4 protein-coding genes are annotated in these 20,138 nt (G+C 66.1%); 2 read left to right on the plus strand and 2 right to left on the minus strand.

Going from position 1 to position 20,138, the window contains the following annotated elements; translation table 11 throughout:
* Positions 1–2 precede the first annotated feature (2 nt).
* Positions 3–6,551, plus strand: a complete 6,549-nt coding sequence (locus Q7C30_RS20435; RefSeq protein WP_317872557.1) for a non-ribosomal peptide synthetase — start codon at positions 3–5, stop codon at positions 6,549–6,551.
* Between the two features lies 1 nt (position 6,552).
* A complete protein-coding gene (locus Q7C30_RS20440; protein WP_317872558.1) occupies positions 6,553–15,201 on the plus strand; it encodes a non-ribosomal peptide synthetase in 8,649 nt (2,882 codons plus the stop codon).
* 229 nt (positions 15,202–15,430) lie between these two features.
* Here the strand turns inward: Q7C30_RS20440 and Q7C30_RS20445 are convergent, their stop codons facing one another.
* Both Q7C30_RS20445 and Q7C30_RS20450 read right to left on the minus strand, forming a co-directional pair.
* Positions 15,431–17,875 (minus strand): TonB-dependent siderophore receptor, encoded by a 2,445-nt coding sequence (locus Q7C30_RS20445; RefSeq protein ID WP_317872559.1) that lies wholly within the window; start codon positions 17,873–17,875, stop codon positions 15,431–15,433.
* Between the two features lie 224 nt (positions 17,876–18,099).
* Positions 18,100–19,764: a cyclic peptide export ABC transporter gene (locus Q7C30_RS20450; RefSeq protein WP_317872560.1), complete on the minus strand. Its 1,665-nt coding sequence runs from the start codon at positions 19,762–19,764 to the stop codon at positions 18,100–18,102.
* Positions 19,765–20,138: the final 374 nt, after the last annotated feature.

Here is a 20,138-nt window from a genome sequence, read left to right on the forward strand (position 1 = left end):
AAGTGCAAGAGCTGCTCGACTCCGTGAAGTCGCTGTCCACCAAGGAGCGCAAGGCGTTGGCTGCCTTGCTCAAGCGACAGGGTGTCAATCTCTACGGGGTCACCCCGATCTTCAGGAGGGAACCTGCAGACGGGACAGCGCTCTCCTACGCGCAGCAGCGCCAATGGTTCCTCTGGCAGCTCGACCCGCACAGCGCCGCCTACAACATCCCGGCGGCGCTGCGTTTGAACGGCCAGTTGGACAGCGCGGCGTTGCAGCGCAGTTTCGACCAGTTGCTGGCACGCCATGAGACCCTGCGCACCACCTTCGCCCAGGACGGTGACGAGGCGGTGCAGATCGTCCATGCGAGCCTGCCCATGGAGGTGGCGGTCGAGTCGTTGTCGCTGAGCGACCCTGGCGAGCGTGAGGCGGCCATCAAGGCGCGGGTCGAGGCGCACATGCAGCAGCCGTTCGACCTGGAGCGCGGGCCGCTGCTGCGGGTGCGTTTGCTGGCACTGGGCGCCGATGAGCATGTACTGATGCTGTGCGTGCACCACATCATCTCCGATGGTTGGTCGATGCCGATCCTGATCGACGAGCTCATCCGTCTGTACCAGGCCGAGTGCCAGGGTGTGCCGGCGGCGCTGGCGGCGTTGCCGATCCAGTACGCCGACTACGCCCTGTGGCAACGCGACTGGATGCAGGCTGGCGAGCAGGAACGTCAGTTGGGTTACTGGCGCGAGCGTCTGGCGGGTGAGCAGCCGGTGCTGGAATTGCCCACCGATCATCCGCGCCCGCTGGTGCAGAGTTTCCGCGGCGCACGCCTGCCCATCGCCTTCGAGGCGTCGCTGGCCCAGGCGCTCAAGGACCTGGCCCGGCAGCAGGGCGTGACCCTGTTCATGTTGCTTCTGGCCTCGTTCCAGACCGTGCTGCACCGCTACAGCGGTCAGGGCGAGATCCGCGTCGGGGTGCCGGTGGCCAACCGCAGCCGCGCCGAGACCCAGGGCCTGATCGGCTTCTTCGTCAACACCCAGGTGCTCGATGCCCGCTTCACGCCGACCCTGACCTTCAACGACCTGCTGCAACAGGTGCGCCAGACCGCCTTGCAGGCCCAGGCGCACCAGGATCTGCCGTTCGAGCAACTGGTCGAAGCCTTGCAGCCGGAGCGCAGCCTGAGCCACAACCCGCTGTTCCAGGTGATGTTCAACCACCAGGCCGCCCAGCGCGGCGCCGCCCGGCAATTGCCGGGCTTGAGCGTGCAAGGGCTGGAGTGGGACAGCTACACCGCGCAACTCGACCTGAGCCTGGACACCTACGAAAGCGACGACGGCCTCACGGCGGCCATGACCTACGCCTGCGACCTGTTCGAGCGCAGCAGCATCGAGCGCCTGGCGGGTCACTGGCAGGCCCTGCTGCGCGAGATCGTCCGTCAACCGAGGCAACTGATCGGCGAGTTGGCCCTGATGAATGCCGCACAGGTGCAGCAGCTCAAGGACCAGGGTGCCCATCGTGTCGACTTCAGCGACCAGCGCTGCGTGCACGAACTGATCGCGGCGCGTGCGGCCCAGACGCCGCACGCTGTTGCGCTGGACTGTGAGGGTAAGTCGCTGACCTACCAGGCCCTCAACGGTCGCGCCAACCGTATCGCCCATCGCCTGCGCGCACTGGGCGTTGGCCCGGACGTGGCGGTCGGCATCGCCATCGAGCGCAGCCTGGACATGGTGGTGGGCGTGCTGGCGGTGCTCAAGGCCGGGGGCACCTATGTGCCGCTGGACCCGGAATATCCCGCCGAGCGCTTGAGCTACATGATGCAAGACAGTGGCCTACACCTGCTGCTGACCCAGGCCCCGGTGCTGGCCCGGCTGAGCGTGCCCGAGCAGGTGCGCAGCCTGTGCCTGGACCAGGGCGACGACTGGCTGCAAGGCTGCAGCGAGGACGATCCGCAGAACCTGACCGAGCCTGCGAACCTGGCCTACATCATGTACACCTCCGGCTCCACCGGTCGTCCCAAGGGTGTCGGTATCAGCGCCGCCGCCCTGACCGAGCATGCCCTGGGCTTCGCCGCGTTCTGTCAACTGAGCGATGCAGACCGCGTGCTGCAGTTCTCCACGTTCAACTTCGATGCCTTCGTCGAGCAGTTGTACCCCTCGCTGATCGTCGGCGCGCGCCTCCTGCTGCGCGGCCCGACGCTATGGGACAGCGAGACCTGGTATCGCCAGGTGCTGGAGCACGGCATCACCTTCAGCGACCTGCCGACGGCCTACTGGTACATGCTGGCCAAGGATTTCGCCGCCAAGGGCCCGCGTTCCTACGGCGCGCTGCGTCGCGTGCACATGGGGGGCGAGGCGATGGCCGCCGACGGGGTGCCGGCGTGGCGCGCGGCGGGCCTGGCTCATGTCGAGCTGATCAACACCTACGGCCCGACCGAGGCGACGGTGACCATCACCAGCCAGGACTGCACCGCCTATGTCACTGAACAGGTGCCGCTGCCTAGCCAGATTCCGATCGGCAAGGCCCTGGCCGGGCGCAGCATCTACCTGGTCGATGCTGCGGGCAACCTGGCCCTGCCGGGCGCCATCGGCGAACTGCTGGTCGGCGGCGAACTGCTGGCGCGCGGGTATCACCAGCGTCCTGGGCTCAGTGCCGAACGCTTCATTCCCGACCCGTTCGGCGACCGGGCAGGCGGGCGCCTGTACCGCACCGGCGATCTGGCGCGCTACAACGCCGACGGCGTCATCGAATTCGCCGGCCGGGTCGATCATCAGGTCAAGATCCGCGGTTTCCGTATCGAACTGGGTGAGATCGACGCCAAGCTGCGCGAACACCCAGGCATTCGCGAAGTGCTGGTGGTGGACATCGACGGTCCGGCCGGTAAACAGCTGGCGGCCTACCTGGTGCCGAGCGCACCGCTGCGGCCGGAGCTGCGCGGCGACCTGCTGCGCCATCTGAAGGCCAGCCTGCCGGACTACATGGTGCCTGCGCACCTGATCTTCCTCGACGCCTTGCCGCAGACGCCCAACGGCAAGCTCGACCGCAAGGCCCTGCCCAAGCCCGACAGCAGTCAGGTGCAGGCTGATTACCAGGCCCCGCGCAGTGAGCTGGAACAGCGTCTGGCCGAGATCTGGGCCGAGGTGCTGAAGGTCGAGCGCGTGGGCCTGGGCGACAACTTCTTCGAGCTGGGAGGGCATTCGCTGCTGGCCACGCAAGTGACCTCACGCATCCGCCAGCGCCTGAACCTGGAAGTACCGCTGCGGGCCTTGTTCGAATCTGCGGATCTGGCGACCTTCGCCCAGGCCGCCGCCGAGGCCAGCGCCAGTCAGGCACCAGCACTGATCCCGGTAGATCGCAGTCAGCCCCTGGCGCTGTCCTACGCACAGCAACGTCAGTGGTTCCTCTGGCAACTGGAGCCCGACAGCGCGGCCTATCACATCCCGGCTGCGCTGCACCTGCGCGGTCGGCTGAACGCCGAATGGTTGCGCCAGGCCTTCGAGGCGCTCATCGCCCGGCATGAGACCCTGCGCACCACGTTCCATGCCGAAGGCGAGCAGACGCTGCAGCGCATCCATTGCCCTGCGACCTTCACGCTGGTCATGGAAACCCTGGAAGACACCTCGCTGCACGCCGTGCGCGAGCAGGTAGCCCGTGAGGTGCGCCGGCCATTCGACCTGGCGCGTGGTCCGCTGCTGCGCGTGCGCCTGCTGCGCCTGGCCGAGGACGAGCACGTGCTGGTGCTCACCCTGCACCATATCGTCGCCGACGGCTGGTCGATGCCGATCCTGGTGGACGAAGTGGTCGGCCGCTACCTGGCGCTCGGCCAAGGTCAACCGACCGAGTTACCGGCCTTGCCAGTGCAATACGCCGACTACGCCGCCTGGCAGCGCCAATGGATGCAGGCTGGCGAACAGGCGCGTCAGTTGCAGTACTGGCTGGCGCACCTGGGCCAGGAACATTACGTGCTGCAACTGCCCACCGACCGCTCGCGGCCCAGCGTTCAAAGCCATGCCGGGCGCAGCCTGTCGGTCAGCGTGCCGCCTGCCCTGGCCAGTGCCCTCAAGGCCCAGGCCCGCGAACAGGGCGTGACCCTGTTCATGCTGCTGCTGGCCTCGTTCCAGAGCCTGCTGCACCGCGTCTCCGGTCAGGACGACATCCGGGTCGGCGTGCCGGTGGCCAACCGCACCCGCGCCGAAACCGAAGGCCTGATCGGCTTCTTCGTCAACACCCAGGTGCTCAAGGCGCAGTTCACCCCGCACACCACCTTCAGCGCGCTGCTGCAGCAGGTGCGCGAAACCGCCGTTCAGGCCCAGGCGCACCAGGACTTGCCGTTCGAGCACCTGGTCGAAGCCTTGCAGCCTGAGCGCAGCCTGAGCCACAACCCGCTGTTCCAGGTGATGTTCAACCATCAGACCCACGCGGCAGCGCCGGTGCGTCAGGTGCCGGGCCTGGCGATCGAAGGCCTGGCCTGGGACGAGGTCACCGCCCATGTCGATCTGTCGCTGGACACCTTCGACAGCGAGGACGGTCTCGGTGCCACCCTGACCTATGCCAGAGACCTGTTCGAGACCGCGACGGTCGAGCGTCTGGCGGGCCACTGGCTGAGCCTGCTGAATGCGGTATGCCTACAACCGTCCCAGCGCATTCTCGAGCTGCCGCTGCTGGAGACGCCGCAGCGTCGGCAGATCCTCGAACAGTGGAGTCAGCACGCACTGCAGGGCGCCGACCCACGCCCGGTGCAGTACCTGATCGAGGACCAGGCCCGACGCACCCCCGAGGCCATCGCGCTGAGCTGCGAAGGTGCGCATCTGAGCTATCGAGCCCTGGACGTGCGAGCCAACCAACTGGCCCATCGCCTGCGCGCGCTGGGCGTTGGTCCCGAAGTGCGGGTGGGCATCGCCTTGCCCCGCAGCCTGGACATGGTGGTCGGCCTGTTGGCGGTGTTGAAGGCAGGCGGCGCCTACGTGCCGTTGGACCCGGACTACCCGCAGGCGCGGCTGGCGCACATGATCGAAGACAGCGGCATCGTTCTGCTGCTGTGCCACGCCGACGCGTTGCAACTGCAGCAGTTGCCGGCCCAGGTGCAGAGCCTGTGCCTGGACCGCGAGCCGTTGCAGCCGCAGCCCGAGCACGCGCCGACGCCGCTCGGTGGCCCGGACAACCTGGCCTACATCATGTACACCTCCGGCTCCACTGGCCGGCCCAAGGGGGTGGCCATCAGCGCCTCGGCTTTGAGCCTGCATGCCCAGGTGGCCCGCGACTTCTGCGGGCTGCACGCGAGCGACTGCGTGCTGCAGTTCTCCACCTTCAACTTCGATGCCTTCGTCGAGCAGCTGTACCCCGCGCTGATCCGTGGCGCCCGCGTGCTGCTGCGTGGCCCCGACCTCTGGGACAGCGAAACCTTCTATCGCCAGGTGCTGGCCGAGGGCGTGACCTTCGCCGACCTGCCGACGGCCTACTGGTACCTGCTGGCCAAGGACTTCGCCGCGCGCGGTCCGCGTGACTACGGCGCACTGCGGCGGATCCACATGGGCGGCGAAGCGATGCCCGCCGAGGGTGTGCTGGCCTGGCAGCAGGCCGGGCTCGCGCACGTGCGCCTGGTCAACACCTATGGTCCGACCGAGGCCACGGTCAGCGTCACGAGCCACGATTGCAGCGCCTACGTCAGCGGCCAGCAATCGCTGCCGGGGCAGATCCCGATCGGCACACCGCTGGCCGGGCGTGCCATTCATCTGGTGGATGGCGGGCTGGACCTGGCCTTGCCCGACGCATTGGGCGAACTGCTGGTGGGCGGCGAACTGCTCGCCCGTGGCTACCATGGCCGCCCTGGTCAGACCGCCGAGCGCTTCATTCCCGACCCGTTCTCGACCACCCCAGGCGCACGGCTGTACCGCACCGGCGATCTGGCCCGCTATCGCGGCGAGCATGGCGTACTGGAGTACGCCGGGCGCATCGACCACCAGGTGAAGATCCGCGGCTTCCGCATCGAGCTCGGCGAAATCGAGGCGCGGCTGCGCGAACACCCGGCAGTACGTGACGTGCTGGTGCTGGACATTCCCGCAGCGACCGGCCGGCAGCTCGCCGCCTACCTGGTTGCCGAGGCCTGGCAAAACGGCGACGAGGCACTGCGCAGCGAGTTGCGCACGCACCTGGCCGCCAGCCTGCCGGACTACATGGTCCCGCAGCACCTGCTGGTGCTCGAGCGCATGCCGCAACTGCCCAACGGCAAGCTGGACCGCTCGGCCTTGCCGCTCCCGGACACCGAGCAGGCGCAGACGGCCTACGTGGCCCCGGTCAGCGAGCTGGAGCAGCAATTGGCGGCGTTGTGGGCCGAGGTGCTGAAGGTCGAGCGGGTGGGCCTGAATCACGACTTCTTCGAGCTGGGCGGGCACTCGTTGCTGGCGGCACAGCTGATTTCCAAGATCAACACGGGCCTGGGCATCGACGTTGCCCTGCGCCTGCTTTTCGAGAAACCGCAATTGAACGAGTTTGCTGCGGCCTGCGCCGCCACTGGCCTGTCGCTGAGCGAGGATGGTCTGTCCGATATCGAACGCATGATGAACGAAATGGCGGGTGTCTGAGATGGACAAGAGCACAGCAGAACGTATCGCCAAACGCTTCGTCGGCCTGGCGCTGGAGCAGCGCCGGCAGATCCTCGACAAGATGCACGAGACTGGGCAGAGCTTCCGCCTGCTGCCCATCGCCGTGACCCGTCACGACAGCCCGCGCATCCCACTGTCGTACGCCCAGCAGCGCATGCTGTTCCTCTGGCAGTTGGAGCCGCACAGCAGCTTCTACAACGTGCCCACGGCCGTACGTCTGGACGGGCCGCTGAACCTGGCGGCGCTGACCCGCGCCCTGGAGGCGCTGGTGCAGCGCCATGAAAGCCTGCGCACGCGCTTCGTCAGCGAGGACGGCGAGTACCACCAGCAGGTGCTGGATGACGCACCGCTGGACCTGCAGATGATCGAACTGCAGCCGGTGGCGGGTGAGGAGCCCGAGCAGTGCCTGGCCCAGCATGTGCGTCAGGCGCTGGAGGCACCGTTCGATCTGCTCGAAGGGCCGCTGCTGCGGGTGCGCCTGCTGCGCGTGGCCGCTGACCAGCACGTGCTGGCCGTGTGCCTGCACCACATTGTCTCCGACGGCTGGTCCGGCGAGCTGATGGTCCAGGAGTTCGTGCAGCTCTACGAAGCCTTGTCCGAAGGACGTGACCCGCAACTGCCGGCGCTGACGGTGCAATACGCCGACTACGCGATCTGGCAGCGCGCCTGGCTGGAGGCCGGGGAGGGTGAGCGTCAGTTGCAGTACTGGCGCGAGCAACTGGGCGAGGAGCACCCGTTGCTGGAGCTGCCGCTGGATCACGAGCGTCCGGCGCAGCCCAGCTACCGGGGCGCGACGCTGCGTTGCGACGTGCCCGCCGAGTTGACCGAGCGGCTCAAGGCCCAGGCGCGCGGCAACGGCCACACCCTGTTCATGCTGACCCTGGCGGCGCTGGCGGTGGTGCTGTCGCGCTACAGCGGTCAGGCCGATATCCGCATCGGGGCGCCCAATGCCGGGCGCAACCGCAAGGAAGTCGAGGGCCTGATCGGCTTCTTCATCAATACCCAAGTGCTGCGCATACAGGTGGACGAGCGCCAGAGCGGCGTGGCCTTGCTGGAGCAGGTGCGCCAGGTGGTCAGCGGCGCGCAGTCGCACCAGGAACTGCCGTTCGAGCATCTGGTCGATGCCCTGGCGCCGGAGCGCAACCTGGGCCACAACCCGTTGTTCCAGGTCAAGCTCAATCAGAACCTGAGCGACGGCGAGGACGCCGCGCAATCGCGTCAGACCCTCGGCGAGTTGACCGTCAGCGGTTATCCGCTGGAGGGCCGCGATGCCCGCTTCGACCTGGCCTACGACTTCAGCGAGACACCTGACGGGCTGCTCGGCTATTTCAACTACAGCACCGATCTGTTCGAGGTCGCGACCATCGAACGCCTGGCCGCCTCGCTGCAACACGTGCTGCAAACCCTGGCCTATCACCCCCACGACGCGTTGCTCGCGCATCCCGATCACCAGGCGGTACAGCTCCCCGCCTCGCATCGAGCCTGGCCTTGCGCCGACTTCCTGGCCCTGTGGCGCCAGGCCCTGGCGGCCGGTGACGAGCGTCCGGCGCTGCGCGAAGGCGAGGTGCAGATCAGCTATGGCGAGCTGGAGCGAAGGGCCAACCGCTTCGCCCATCACCTGAGCGAGCAGGGCATCGCCGCCGGCATGACCGTGGCGCTGTGCCAGGAACGCACGATCGATTGGGTGACCAGCCTGCTGGCCGTGCTCAAGCTGGGCGCCGCCTACCTGCCGCTGGACGGCCGCCAGCCGCCCGAGCGCTTGCAGCACCTGCTGCGCACCAGTGCGGCGCGTCTGCTGGTTCATGCACCGGGCGATGCCCAGGCAGCCGCCTTGGGCGTGTGTCCGGCGCTGGCGTTCGACGCGGCGCGCCATGAAGGCGGCAGTGAGCGGCCGCCCGCCGTGTCGATTCTTCCCGGCCAGGCCGCCTACATCATCTACACCTCCGGTTCCACCGGGCAGCCCAAGGGCGTGGTGGTCAGCCACGGTGCCCTGGCCAACTACCTGCAAGGCGTGCTGCAACGCCTGGACCTGCCGACCGACGCCAGCCTGGCGATGGTCTCCACCGTGGCCGCCGACCTGGGGCACACGGTGCTGTTCGGGGCGCTGGCGAGCGGCCGTTTGCTGCACCTCATGGATCACGACCAAGGCTTCGATCCGGACGCCTTCGCGCGCTACATGGACCAGCATCAGGTCGATGTCCTGAAGATCGTGCCGAGCCACCTGCAAGGCCTGCTGCAGGCCACCGACCCGGCGCGGGTGCTGCCGCGTCAGGTGCTGATCCTGGGCGGCGAGGCCAGCAGTTGGGCGCTGGTCGAGCAGGTACAGCGGCTGCGGCCGGACTGCCGTATTGTCAACCACTACGGGCCGACCGAAACCACCGTCGGTATCCTCACTCACGAAGTGGGCGGCTCGGCCGGCGCTTGGCGCAGCGTGCCCGTGGGGCAAGCCCTGGACAACGGCCAGGCGCGGGTGCTGGACGCGTACCTGAACCCCTTGCCCGAGCGAGTGGCTGGCGAGTTGTACCTGGGCGGCGATGGCTTGGCCCAGGGCTATATCGGCCAGCCAGGGCTGACTGCCGAACGCTTCGTGCCTGATCCGCAGGCGCGCCACGGTGAGCGTCTGTACCGTGCCGGTGACCGCGCCCGGGTGCAGGCGGGTGTGCTGGAGTACCTGGGGCGCGGTGACGACCAAGTGAAGATCCGCGGTTACCGGGTCGAGCCTGGCGAGATCGGCCAACTGTTGCGTCTCCAGCCAGGGGTGCAGGACGCCGTGGTGCTGGCCGTGCCCCTGGAAAGCGATGCCGAGCGCCTGCAACTGCTGGCCTGGGCAGTACCGGCATCCGGCATCGAGTTGCAGGCCGAGGCGCTGCGCGGGGCCTTGCAGGCGCGCTTGCCGGATTACATGGTGCCGGCGCAGATCCTGCTGCTCGAGCGCTTGCCGCTGACCGCCAACGGCAAACTGGACAAGCGTGCGCTGCCCAGGCCCGATGCGGTTCAGCAGCGCTACACAGCGCCGGTGGGCGACATCGAACAGACCCTGGCCGCGATCTGGAGCGAGGTGCTCAAGCGCGAGCCGATCGGCAGCACCGACAACTTCTTCGAGCTGGGCGGCGACTCGATCCTGAGCTTGCAGATCATCGCCCGGGCCAAGCGCCAGGGTCTCAAGCTCAGCCCCAAGCAACTGTTCGAGCAGCAGACCATCGGTCAACTGGCGGCCGTGGCCAAGCGCATCGAGGCCAAGCCGGCGCCGGTGGCGCGTGAGGCGCTGGACGGGCGGGTGCCGTTGCTGCCCATTCAAGCGCGTTTCTTCGACACCGAGATTCCCCAGCGCCAGCACTGGAACCAGGCGGTGCTGTTGACCCCACGTCAGCCGCTGAGCGTGGCCCAGGTGCACACGGCGCTGGCTGCCGTGGTCGAGCAGCATGCGGCTTTGCGCCTGCGCTTTGTGCAGGACCAAGGGCGTTGGCACGGCGAGTACGCCAGCCTCGACCTGTCGCAGGTGCTGTGGCACCACCGCCTGGACGATCCGGCGCGCATCGCCGAACTGGCCGACGAGGCCCAGCGCAGCCTGGACCTCAAGCACGGCCCGCTGCTGCGGGCGGTGCTGATCGATCTGCCGCATGAGCAGCAGCGCCTGCTGCTGGTGATCCATCACCTGGTGGTGGACGGGGTGTCCTGGCGGGTACTGCTCGAAGACCTGCAAACGGCGTGTCTGGCTGCAGCAGCGGGGCGGGCGCTGTCGCTCCCGGCCAGCGGCAGTTCGCTCAAGGCCTGGTCCGAGCACGTGCAGACCCATGCCCGCAGTCCGGCGTTGCAGGCCGAGCTGGCGTATTGGCAGGCGCAGTTGGGTGGTCTGTCCGACGATTTGCCCTGGGATGATGCCCAAGGGGGTCAGCAGCGCCGTCACGAGGTGTCGGTGCGCACCGAGCTGAACGCCGAGCTGACCCGGCAATTGCTGCAGGACGCACCGGCGGCCTACCGCACGCAGGTCAACGACCTGCTGCTGACCGCCCTGGCGCGGGTCATCTGCCGCTGGACGGGCGAAGACCATGCGCTGATCCGCTTGGAAGGGCATGGCCGTGAAGACCTGTTCGACGACCTGGACATCACCCGCACGGTCGGCTGGTTCAGCAGCCTGTACCCGCTGAAACTGACCCCGGTCGAGGACCTGGGCGCGGCGATCATGACGGTCAAGGAGCAACTGCGGGCAGTGCCGAACAAAGGCATCGGCTACGGCCTGCTGCGCTACCTGGGCGAGGCGTCTGCGCGCGAGCGCCTGAGCGTCTTGCCCCAGGGCAATATCGTGTTCAACTACCTGGGCCAGTTCGACGGCAGTTTCGACAGCCAGACCAGCCTGTTCGCACTCGCCGCCGAGGGCGCCGGGCAAGGGCAGAGCGACGAGGCGCCGCTGGGCAGCGCCATCAGTATCGACGGCCAGGTGTATGCCGGGCGCCTGACCTTGGACTGGAGTTTCAGCCGCCAGCGCTTCGAGCCGACGCGCATGCAGGCGCTGGCCGACGAATTCGGCCAGGTGCTGCGCGAGCTGATCGCCCATTGCGTGCGTCCCGAGGTGGCGGGCGTGACACCTTCGGACTTCCCCTTGGCACACCTGACCCAGCCACAGTTGACGGCCTTGCCGATGCGGGCGCAGTCGATCGAGGACATCTACCCGCTGTCGCCCATGCAGCAGGGCATGCTGTTCCATAGCCTGGCCGGCGAGGTGGCGAGTCAGTATGTCAACCAGTTGCGCCTGAGCGTGCAGGGGTTGGACGTGCCACGCTTCATCGGCGCCTGGCAAGCGACGATCGACCAGCATCCGATCCTGCGCAGCAGCTTCATCAGCCAGTTCGACCGTGCCGTGCAAGTGGTGCAACGTGACCTGGCGCTGCCGGTGATCCAGTTGGATTGGCGTGACGAGGCGGATCAGGCGCGGCGCCTGCGCGAGTGGGCCGAGGCGGACCTGGCCGCGGGCTTCGACCTGGCCCGCGCACCGCTGCTGCGCCTGGCGCTGATCCGTACCGGCGAACAGCAGCACCAGTGGGTGTTCACCAATCACCATATCCTGCTCGATGGCTGGAGCAGTTCACGGTTGTTCGGGGAAGTGCTGCAGCGCTATGCCGGACACGCCCCGGCCACCTCGTCACGGCGCTATCGCGACTACATCCAGTGGCTGCAAGCGCAGGACGCCACGCTCAGCGAGCAGTTCTGGCGCGAACGCGTCGCCGGGCTGGACGAGCCGACCCGCTTGGCGCAGGTCCTCAAATGCGCGCGGCCCGCGGAGGGGCAGGGTGAGTGCAACGCGGTGCTCGATGCGCCGCGTACGCAGCGTCTGGCCGAATTCGCCCGCGAGCAGCGGGTGACCGTCAATACCCTGGTGCAGGCGGCGTGGCTGATGCTGTTGCAGCGCTACACCGGGCAGTCGAGCGTGGCCTTTGGTGCCACGGTGGCGGGGCGTCCGGCGGACCTCCCAGGTATCGAAGAACAGCTCGGGCTGTTCATCAACACCTTGCCAGTGGTCGCCCGTCCACGTCCTGAGCTGAGCGTGGCGGACTGGGTGCAGCAGGTGCAGGCGTTGAACCTGGCCTTGCGCGAGCACGAGCACACGCCGCTGTACGACATTCAGCGCTGGGCCGGTCGCAGCGGCGAGGCGTTGTTCGACAACATCCTGGTGTTCGAGAACTATCCAGTGTCCGAGGCGTTGCAGGAAGACGCGCCGCAAGGGCTGCTGTTCGGTGAGGTGCAGACCCAGGAACAGACCAACTATCCGCTGACCCTGGTCGCTCAGGTGGGCGACAAGCTGCTGGCCAGCTTCAAGTTCGACCGGGCGTGCTTCGATGAATCGACTGTCGAGCAGGTGGCGGGGCATTTCCTCGAACTGCTGGAGGGGATGGCGCAGGGGCCGCAGCGGGCCTTGGGTGAGCTGGCGTTTGGCGGCGTGGTGGCGCAGGAGGTTGCGCGGTTTTCGAGCACTGAGTCTATTCAGGGGGTGATCGAAGCGCAGGCGGCGCGGGCACCGCAGGCCATTGCGCTGACCTTTGCCGAGCAGTCGCTGAGCTACGACGGCTTGAACCGCCGTGCGAACCGCTTGGCGCACAAGTTGCGCGAGCATGGCGTGGGGCCGGATGTGCTGGTGGGCCTGGCGGTGGAGCGCGGGATCGAGATGATCGTCGGGTTGCTGGCGATCCTCAAGGCGGGCGGGGCGTATGTGCCGTTGGACCCGGAGTATCCGCAGGATCGCTTGAGCTACATGATCGAAGACAGTGGTATTGCGTTGTTGGTGACTCAACAGCATCTGCTGGCCGATCTGCCCGTGCCGGCTTCGGTGCGTAGCCTTGTGCTTGAAGCCGGTCTCGAAGGCTACAGCGATGAAAACCCTGAGCTCCTGACTGAGCCGGACAACCTGGCGTATGTGATCTATACCTCCGGTTCGACCGGGAAGCCAAAGGGCACCTTGCTCCCGCATCACAACGTATTGCGCTTGTTCAAGGCGACCGAGAACTGGTTCTCCTTTGACCAGAATGATGTCTGGACCCTGTTCCACTCCTACGCCTTCGATTTCTCGGTCTGGGAAATTTTCGGCGCACTGCTGCACGGTGGGCGTCTGGTGATCGTGCCGCGTGAGGTGACGCGCTCTCCTGAAGACTTCCACCAGCTACTGGTAGATCAGGGCGTCACGGTGCTGAACCAGACGCCTTCGGCGTTCAAGCCGTTGATGCGTGTCGCGTGTGAAAGCGCTTCCGACCTGGCCCTGCGCTCCGTCATCTTCGGCGGCGAAGCCCTGGATGTAGCTGCCTTGCAGCCCTGGTTCGAGCGTTTCGGCGAAGACTGCGACAACCTGGTCAACATGTACGGCATCACCGAAACCACGGTGCACGTGACCTACCGCCCGATTCGTTTCGAAGACACGCATCAGAGCAGCAGCCCCATCGGCGCTGCGATTCCTGACTTGTCGATGTACGTACTGGACGCCGATTTCAACCCAGTGGTCCCAGGTTGCAGCGGCGAGTTGCATGTTGGTCACGCGGGCTTGGCACGCGGTTACCACAACCGGCCTTCGCTTACTGCCGAGCGCTTCGTACCCGATCCATTCTCTAGCGAGGGCGGTCGTCTGTACCGCACCGGCGATCTGGCCCGCTACCGCAGCCAGGCTGTGATCGAATACGTCGGGCGCATCGACCACCAAGTGAAGATCCGCGGTTTCCGCATCGAGCTGGGTGAAATCGAAGCCCGCCTGCATGCCCACGAGGCCGTACGCGAAGTGCTGGTGCTGGACATCGACGGGGCCGGGGGCAAGCAGCTTGCGGCTTATCTGATCGCGCAGGATGCGCAGGTCGATCACAGCGAACTGCGCGAAGCGCTCAAGCAACACCTCAAATCGCAACTGCCGGATTACATGGTCCCGACCCATTTCCTGGTGCTGGAGGCCTGGCCGCTCACCGCCAACGGCAAACTGGACCGCAAGGCCCTGCCCAAACCAGACGCCAGCCAATTGCAAAAGGGCTACGTGGCCCCGCGCACGGCACTGGAACAGCAACTGGCCGCGATCTGGAGTGAGGTGCTCAACGTCGAGCAGGTGGGTCTGCACGACAACTTCTTCGAGCTGGGCGGCCATTCGCTGCTGGTCATCACGCTGGTCAACAAGCTCAGGGCAACCTTCTCTGCCCAGATCAGCCTGCATGAGTTCATGCTGATGCCAGACTTCGAAGCGCTGGCGAGCTTCATCGGCGGTGGCAACGATCGGTTGTCCTCGCCTGTGGTAGCCCTCAACGCCTGCACGCTGGACCGCCCGGCGTTGTTCTGCCTGCCACCCGGCGGCGGGGCTGCCTATGCCTACTACCCGCTGGCCAGGCGCCTGGCCGCGCAGCGTCCGGTGTATGGCGTGGTCAATAAAAGCTACGCCGTGCCGGGCTGGGTCGACCGCTCGTGGGAGGACATGGTGGGCTACTACGTCGAGCAGATTCGCGCCACCCAGGTGCAGGGGCCCTATCATGTGCTGGGATGGTCGCTGGGCGGTGCGCTGGCGTTGGAAGTGGCGCATCGTCTGGAGCAGATGGGGCAGCAGGTGGGCTTCGTCGGCTTGGTCGACAGCCTGCTGCCAGCGGACGTCAGCGGACTGCAGGACAGCGAGACCGACGTGGCCGAGCCTGTCGTGCAAGCGGCGGACGAAAGCCTGCTGCGCGCTTTGCTGGCCTTCGCTCCAGGCGTTGGTGAAGCGCGCATCCTGGCGTTGATCGCCCAGGCGCAGGCGTTGCCGGACAACGTCGACCGCGCCGAGTGGGTGATCGAGCGCGTTGCGGCGCTGGGCGAGGTCAGCGCCGAGCAATTGCGCGAGGTCCATCGGAACGTGAACCTGCAACGCGACATTGTCGACGGTTTCGCATTGCTCGAGCACAACTCGGCGCTCAGCGAAGCGTTCCGACTGCGGCCATTGCAGGTTCAGGTGGACTGCTGGTGGGCGAGCCAGAGCCGCAGTGCCGAGCGTGTGGCCAAAGGCGAGGCTGGATTGGTGACACAGGCGTCGATCAATGGACTGGCCAGTTCGACGGTGGTTGCCGATGGGCATGAGGGGATCGTCAACGCGGCCGAGTTCATGGATGGGGTCGTGGCCCGGCTGGCGCGGCAGCGCTGACGGGCTGGCGTTTAGCGGTCCCGGGTTTCAGCTTCGCTGCTGACATTGTCGGGACCGCTTTGCGGTCATTTCGCGACGCAACGCGCGCTCGCAAAGGGATGAACTGCACCCCAAATGTTGGACCCCCGTTCACTTTTGGGGCACAGCTCATTCCTTGGACAATGCAGGTTTACCGGCAAACGAAAACGCCCCCTGAATAGGGGGCGTTGCGTTTGCATCGATCAACCGATCAGAAGTCGCCTCGCAGGCTCAGCATGTAGCTGCGGGGTTCGCCATAGGTCGTGCCGCGCGTCCAATAGCCGATGGAAGCGAAGTACTTGCGGTCGAAGACGTTGTCGACATCGACTGCGACGGTCCAGTGGTCGTCGATCTTGTAGGCGGCGCGAGCATCGAAGATGGCTCGACCGCTGTTCTGCGATTCGTTGACTGCGTCCTTGTAGCCGGTCTGCGCCGAGACGCCGCCGCCGATGCTGAAGCGGTTCCACTGCCCTGGCAGGGTGTAGTTGGTATTCAGGCGCAGCATGTGCTTGGGCGTCTGTGCCGAGACTGGGCCGCCGCCGGAGGCGGCGGTGGTGTTGTAGGTATAACCGGCGGCCACTTGCAGGCCCGGCAGCACCTCCCCAGTGGCTTCGGCTTCGAAGCCCTTGCTGCGGCTGATGCCGTCGCCATTGAGCCAGCATTGCCCCGACGAGTCGTTATCGCACTGATCGCGTGCGTCAGGATCTCTCACCGCAACCTTTTCCTGCTCGATGTAGAACACCGCGAACGAGACATTCAAGCGTTTATCGAACAGCTCGCCCTTGATGCCGGTCTCGTAGTTGGAACCGATCGAGGGGTCCAGCGGGCTACCGCTTGAGGTGCGGTAGTCGGACTGGGGCATGAAGATATCCGCGTAACTGGCGTACCAGGACCACTGATCGTTGAGGTCGTAGATGGCGCCGACGAAGGGTGTGAACTCCTCGTCCTGACGGTTGGTGAAGAGTGTAGGACCGGACCACACCTCGTTTTTGTACCAGCTCAGGCGGCCGCCGAGCACGAAGCTCAGATCATCGGTGGCATGCAGGCGGCTGGTCAGGTAAACCCCGTAGCGCGTGTCGGTGCTGTCGTCATCGGAATCCCAGCCCTGTCGCGCCAGCTCCGGCACATTGTTGTGACTGGGATCGAATACGTTGAGTGGAATGGGGGACGCCAGCCGTAAGTTCGCGTCTTTGTCGTTGATCTTGCGCTTGGACCAGTTGGCGCCGAGCGTGACCTGATGCGTCTGGCCGAAGGCATCGAAGCTCCCGTCCAGATGGCCGTCGAACGCGTTCGAGATGATCCCGAACTTGTGGTAAAGCACGGAATTGACGGTAGGGCCGCCAGGTGCGCCATATTCGAGTGTGTCGCCCGCGCCCCAGCCCAATGCACTGTTGCTGAAGCCACCTTCGGAGTGCGACATCGCCAGCTGGGCGCTCCAGTTGTCGTTGAAACGATGGGTGAGGTCGGCGAACACCTCATCCATGTTGGTCTGCATCTTGGTCCAGTTCTGACCCAGGTAGGTGCTGCGCTTGAGGTGCGGGTTGCTGCCGTCCGGGTTGTTGGGCAGGCCCAGCACGCTGTAACCGTCGATCCGCGAGGTCTGGCGGCGCAGGCCGACGGCCACGGTGGTGGCGTCGCTCAGGTCGCCTTCGAGGATGCCGTACAGCAGCGGGCGCTTGGTGTTTTTTACCTCGGTGAAATCGCCACGATCCTCGTAGGATGCGACCATGCGCCCGCGCAGGGTGCCCTCGGAGTTGAGGCGGCCACTCGCGTCCAGATCCAGGCGGTAGGTGTCCCAGGAGCCGGCACGGGTGATCACGGTGAACTTGGGATCGGCGGTAGGCCGCTTGCGCACCAGGTTCACCGCGCCGCCCGGATTGCCGGCGCCGACCAGTAATCCGGAGGCGCCGCGCAGCACTTCCACGCGGTCGAACAGCGCCATGTCCGGGATCATCCAGCCGGTATAGGCATAGGCTTGCCCGGGCACGCCATCGACCAGATAGCTTTCGTCGGTGAGGTCGAAGCCGCGGGAGCTGAAGTGGTGGTTGCCATAGCCGCGATTGGCGCGGGTGATGCCGGTGGTCTGGGCCATGACTTGGTCGAGCGAGACCAGGTTCTTGTCATCCATCAACTTGCGGGTGACCACGGTCACCGACTGCGGCGTTTCGCGCAGGGTTTGCGCGGTCTTGCCGATGGTCACCGCACCTGTGGTGTAGGAATTGCTGCCCTCGGTGGTGGTGCCCAGGGTCTGTCCGGAAATGGTGGTGGCATCCAGGGTCATGGCTGCGCCGGATTCGGCCGCGCCACTGATGATCAGGGTGTTGCCCTGCACGCTGAAGCGAATCCCGCTGTTCCTGAGCAGCTCCCCAGCTGCCTGGGTGGGCGTGAAACGGCCTTTGACTGCGGTGCTGCGCAGGCCCTGCACGCTTTCCGGGCTGAACAGCACCTGCAGGTTGCCCTGGCGGCCCAGGGCTTGCAGGGCGCTGGAGAGCGATTGGGCAGGGATGTCGAAGTCCTGTTCCTGGGCCTGCACCTGGGCGGCCAGTGGCATCGACAGGGCCAGGCCCAAGGCGGTCATCGCCGGAGCGCCACGCAACAGCTTGCGCAGCATCAGGGCTTTGCTCAGGGGGGTCAGTGTGGAGTGTGGTGTTGACATTTTTTGTCGGCTCGATCCAAGGTACGCAAGTAAATGAAAATTATTCCGTTGCGAGTGAGACGCGTGCGCAGGCCGAAACCGGAAAGAAAAAGCCTTCCGGTCGCGATTTTTCTCTGCGACTGCTTTCGAGCAGGTGCGGATTCTGCGGGCGGCACTGGGAGAACGAGTCGAGCGCGGGGGAATTTAACCCAGGCGGGGCGGCGCTGGCGCCGCCCCGAGGTCGGTCACGCGGGCAGGGCGGAGCGGGGATTGTGCTCGACCATGATCTGGCCGGCGTGCAGGCGGACCAGTTGGTCGGCGATGGGGAAGTAGCGGTCGTCGTGGGAGATGACGATGAGGGTCTTGCCCTGCTGTTTGAGCTCGGGCAGCAGCTCGGTGTAGAACACGCGGCGGAACGCTGGATCCTGGTCGGCGGCCCACTCGTCGAACACCAGCACCGGGCGTTGATCGAGCCAGGCGTTGATCAGCGCCAGGCGCTTGCGCTGGCCGGTGGACAGGTCGGTGGTGGTGAAGCTGCCGTCGCGGATGCTGACCTTGTGCGCGATGTCCAGGCGTTCCAGGTACTTGCTGGCCTCTGGCGGCAGTTCGGCCTGGCCGGGCAGCGGTTCGTCGAACAGGTAGTAGTCGGCGAAGATGGTGGTGAACAGTTGGCGATAGTCATCCAGGCTTTGGGCTGTGACGGGCTCGCCATTGAGCCGCACTTCGCCCTGTTGCGGGGTATAGAGACCTAGCAGCAGCTTGATCAGGGTGGTCTTGCCGCAACCGTTCTCGCCGACGATGAAGACGATGTCGCCCTGTTTGATGGTCAGGTCCACCGGGCCCAGGTGGAACGGCTGGCTGCCCTCTACCGGTGGGTAGTCGTAGCGCAGTTGGTGCAGTTCGATGGAGCGCACCTGGGTCACGCTCGGGATGCGGTCGCTGACCAGCAGGTGCGGCTCGGGCGAGGAGAAGCGTTGGGAGAGCTCGGCGATGCGGCGCAGCGCAATCTGCGCCCGGCTGATGGCGGGCAGATTGGTGATCAGCTGCTCCAGCGGGCCCTTCATGTAAAGCATGACCAGTACGAAACCGCCGAGCACGCTGCGCTCGGTGCTGGGCCAGAACGCCTGGAAGGCGATGGCCACGCCGATCACGGCGAAGAACAGCATGGAGCCGAAGGTTTCGGCGCTGACGAAGATGTTGGCGGCGCGGATGTTGGCCTGGCAGATGCGTTCGGTGGCGCCATGGATCGCCTGGTCGTGCATGTGCTGGCGGCGACGGCGCTGGATACGCAGTTCCTTGGCGCCGCCGGACAGCGCCTGGTAATGCTTCTGCAGGTCGTCTTCGGCGTTGCGGGCCTTGAGGATGTTGTGCATGCCATAGCGGTGAGCGAGGAACTGCGCGCCGGTGCCGACCACGACGGTGAGCAGGGTGATCAGCAGGATCTGCCAGGACAGCAGGGCGAGGTAGGCCAGGCAGCCGAGGGTGACGGTGAAAGCGATGACCATCGGCGCCACGGACAGGGCGAAGGTGCTGAGGGTACTGACGTCGTTGAGCAGCACTGGGATCAGACGGTGTGCGCGGTAGCGCTCGAGCTGGGCGATGGGAGCGACCAACACCTTGGCCGAGAGCTCGCGGCGCAGCCTGGCTACCACGTTTTGGCCGACGTAGTTGGTCAGCAGGTTGGAGGCGGTCGAGCAGGCCAGGGTGAGCAGGCACAGGCCGGCGAACAGCAAGGTGATGTCGGTGCCGGGGCCGGTTGCGGAATTCATGGCGCGGTTGATGGTCGCCAGCAGGGCCGTGACGCTCAGGCCGCTTATCACGCCTAGGGCGGCTGACAGGGCTACCAGTGACCAGAACGGCTTGAGAAGGCGCAGGGTTTCCTGGGCTAGGCTGGGGGGCTTGGGGGTCATTGGGGGTCTCTTGGGTGAGCGTTCGTGCTGGGGGCTGCTGCGTTCTCCTTAGACGACTTTTTTGGGGGGGGATTTAGTTGGCTTGGGGATTTTTGGGGGGGGTTGAGGTGGGGGACTGGTGGTTTGGGGGCTTATCCGGTGGCTTTGGTGAGGCTTAGTCACCTTTTCGCCTTTACGGCGACCCCCTTTTTTTCTTGGAAAAAAGGGGGGCAAAAACCGCCTGCTCCCGCATCCGGCCCCTTCGCTGCGCTGCGGGGTTCCCTCGCGCCGGTGGCACTCCGGGGGTACCGCGCTTAGGGGCCATCCATGGCCCCAAGCGCTTGACGGGCATCCCTGCCCGTCAACCCCCTCCGTGCCACCTCTGCTCGGCCTCC

This window comes from Pseudomonas sp. RAC1 (assembly GCF_030658255.1).
Classification (GTDB): domain Bacteria; phylum Pseudomonadota; class Gammaproteobacteria; order Pseudomonadales; family Pseudomonadaceae; genus Aquipseudomonas; species Aquipseudomonas boreofloridensis.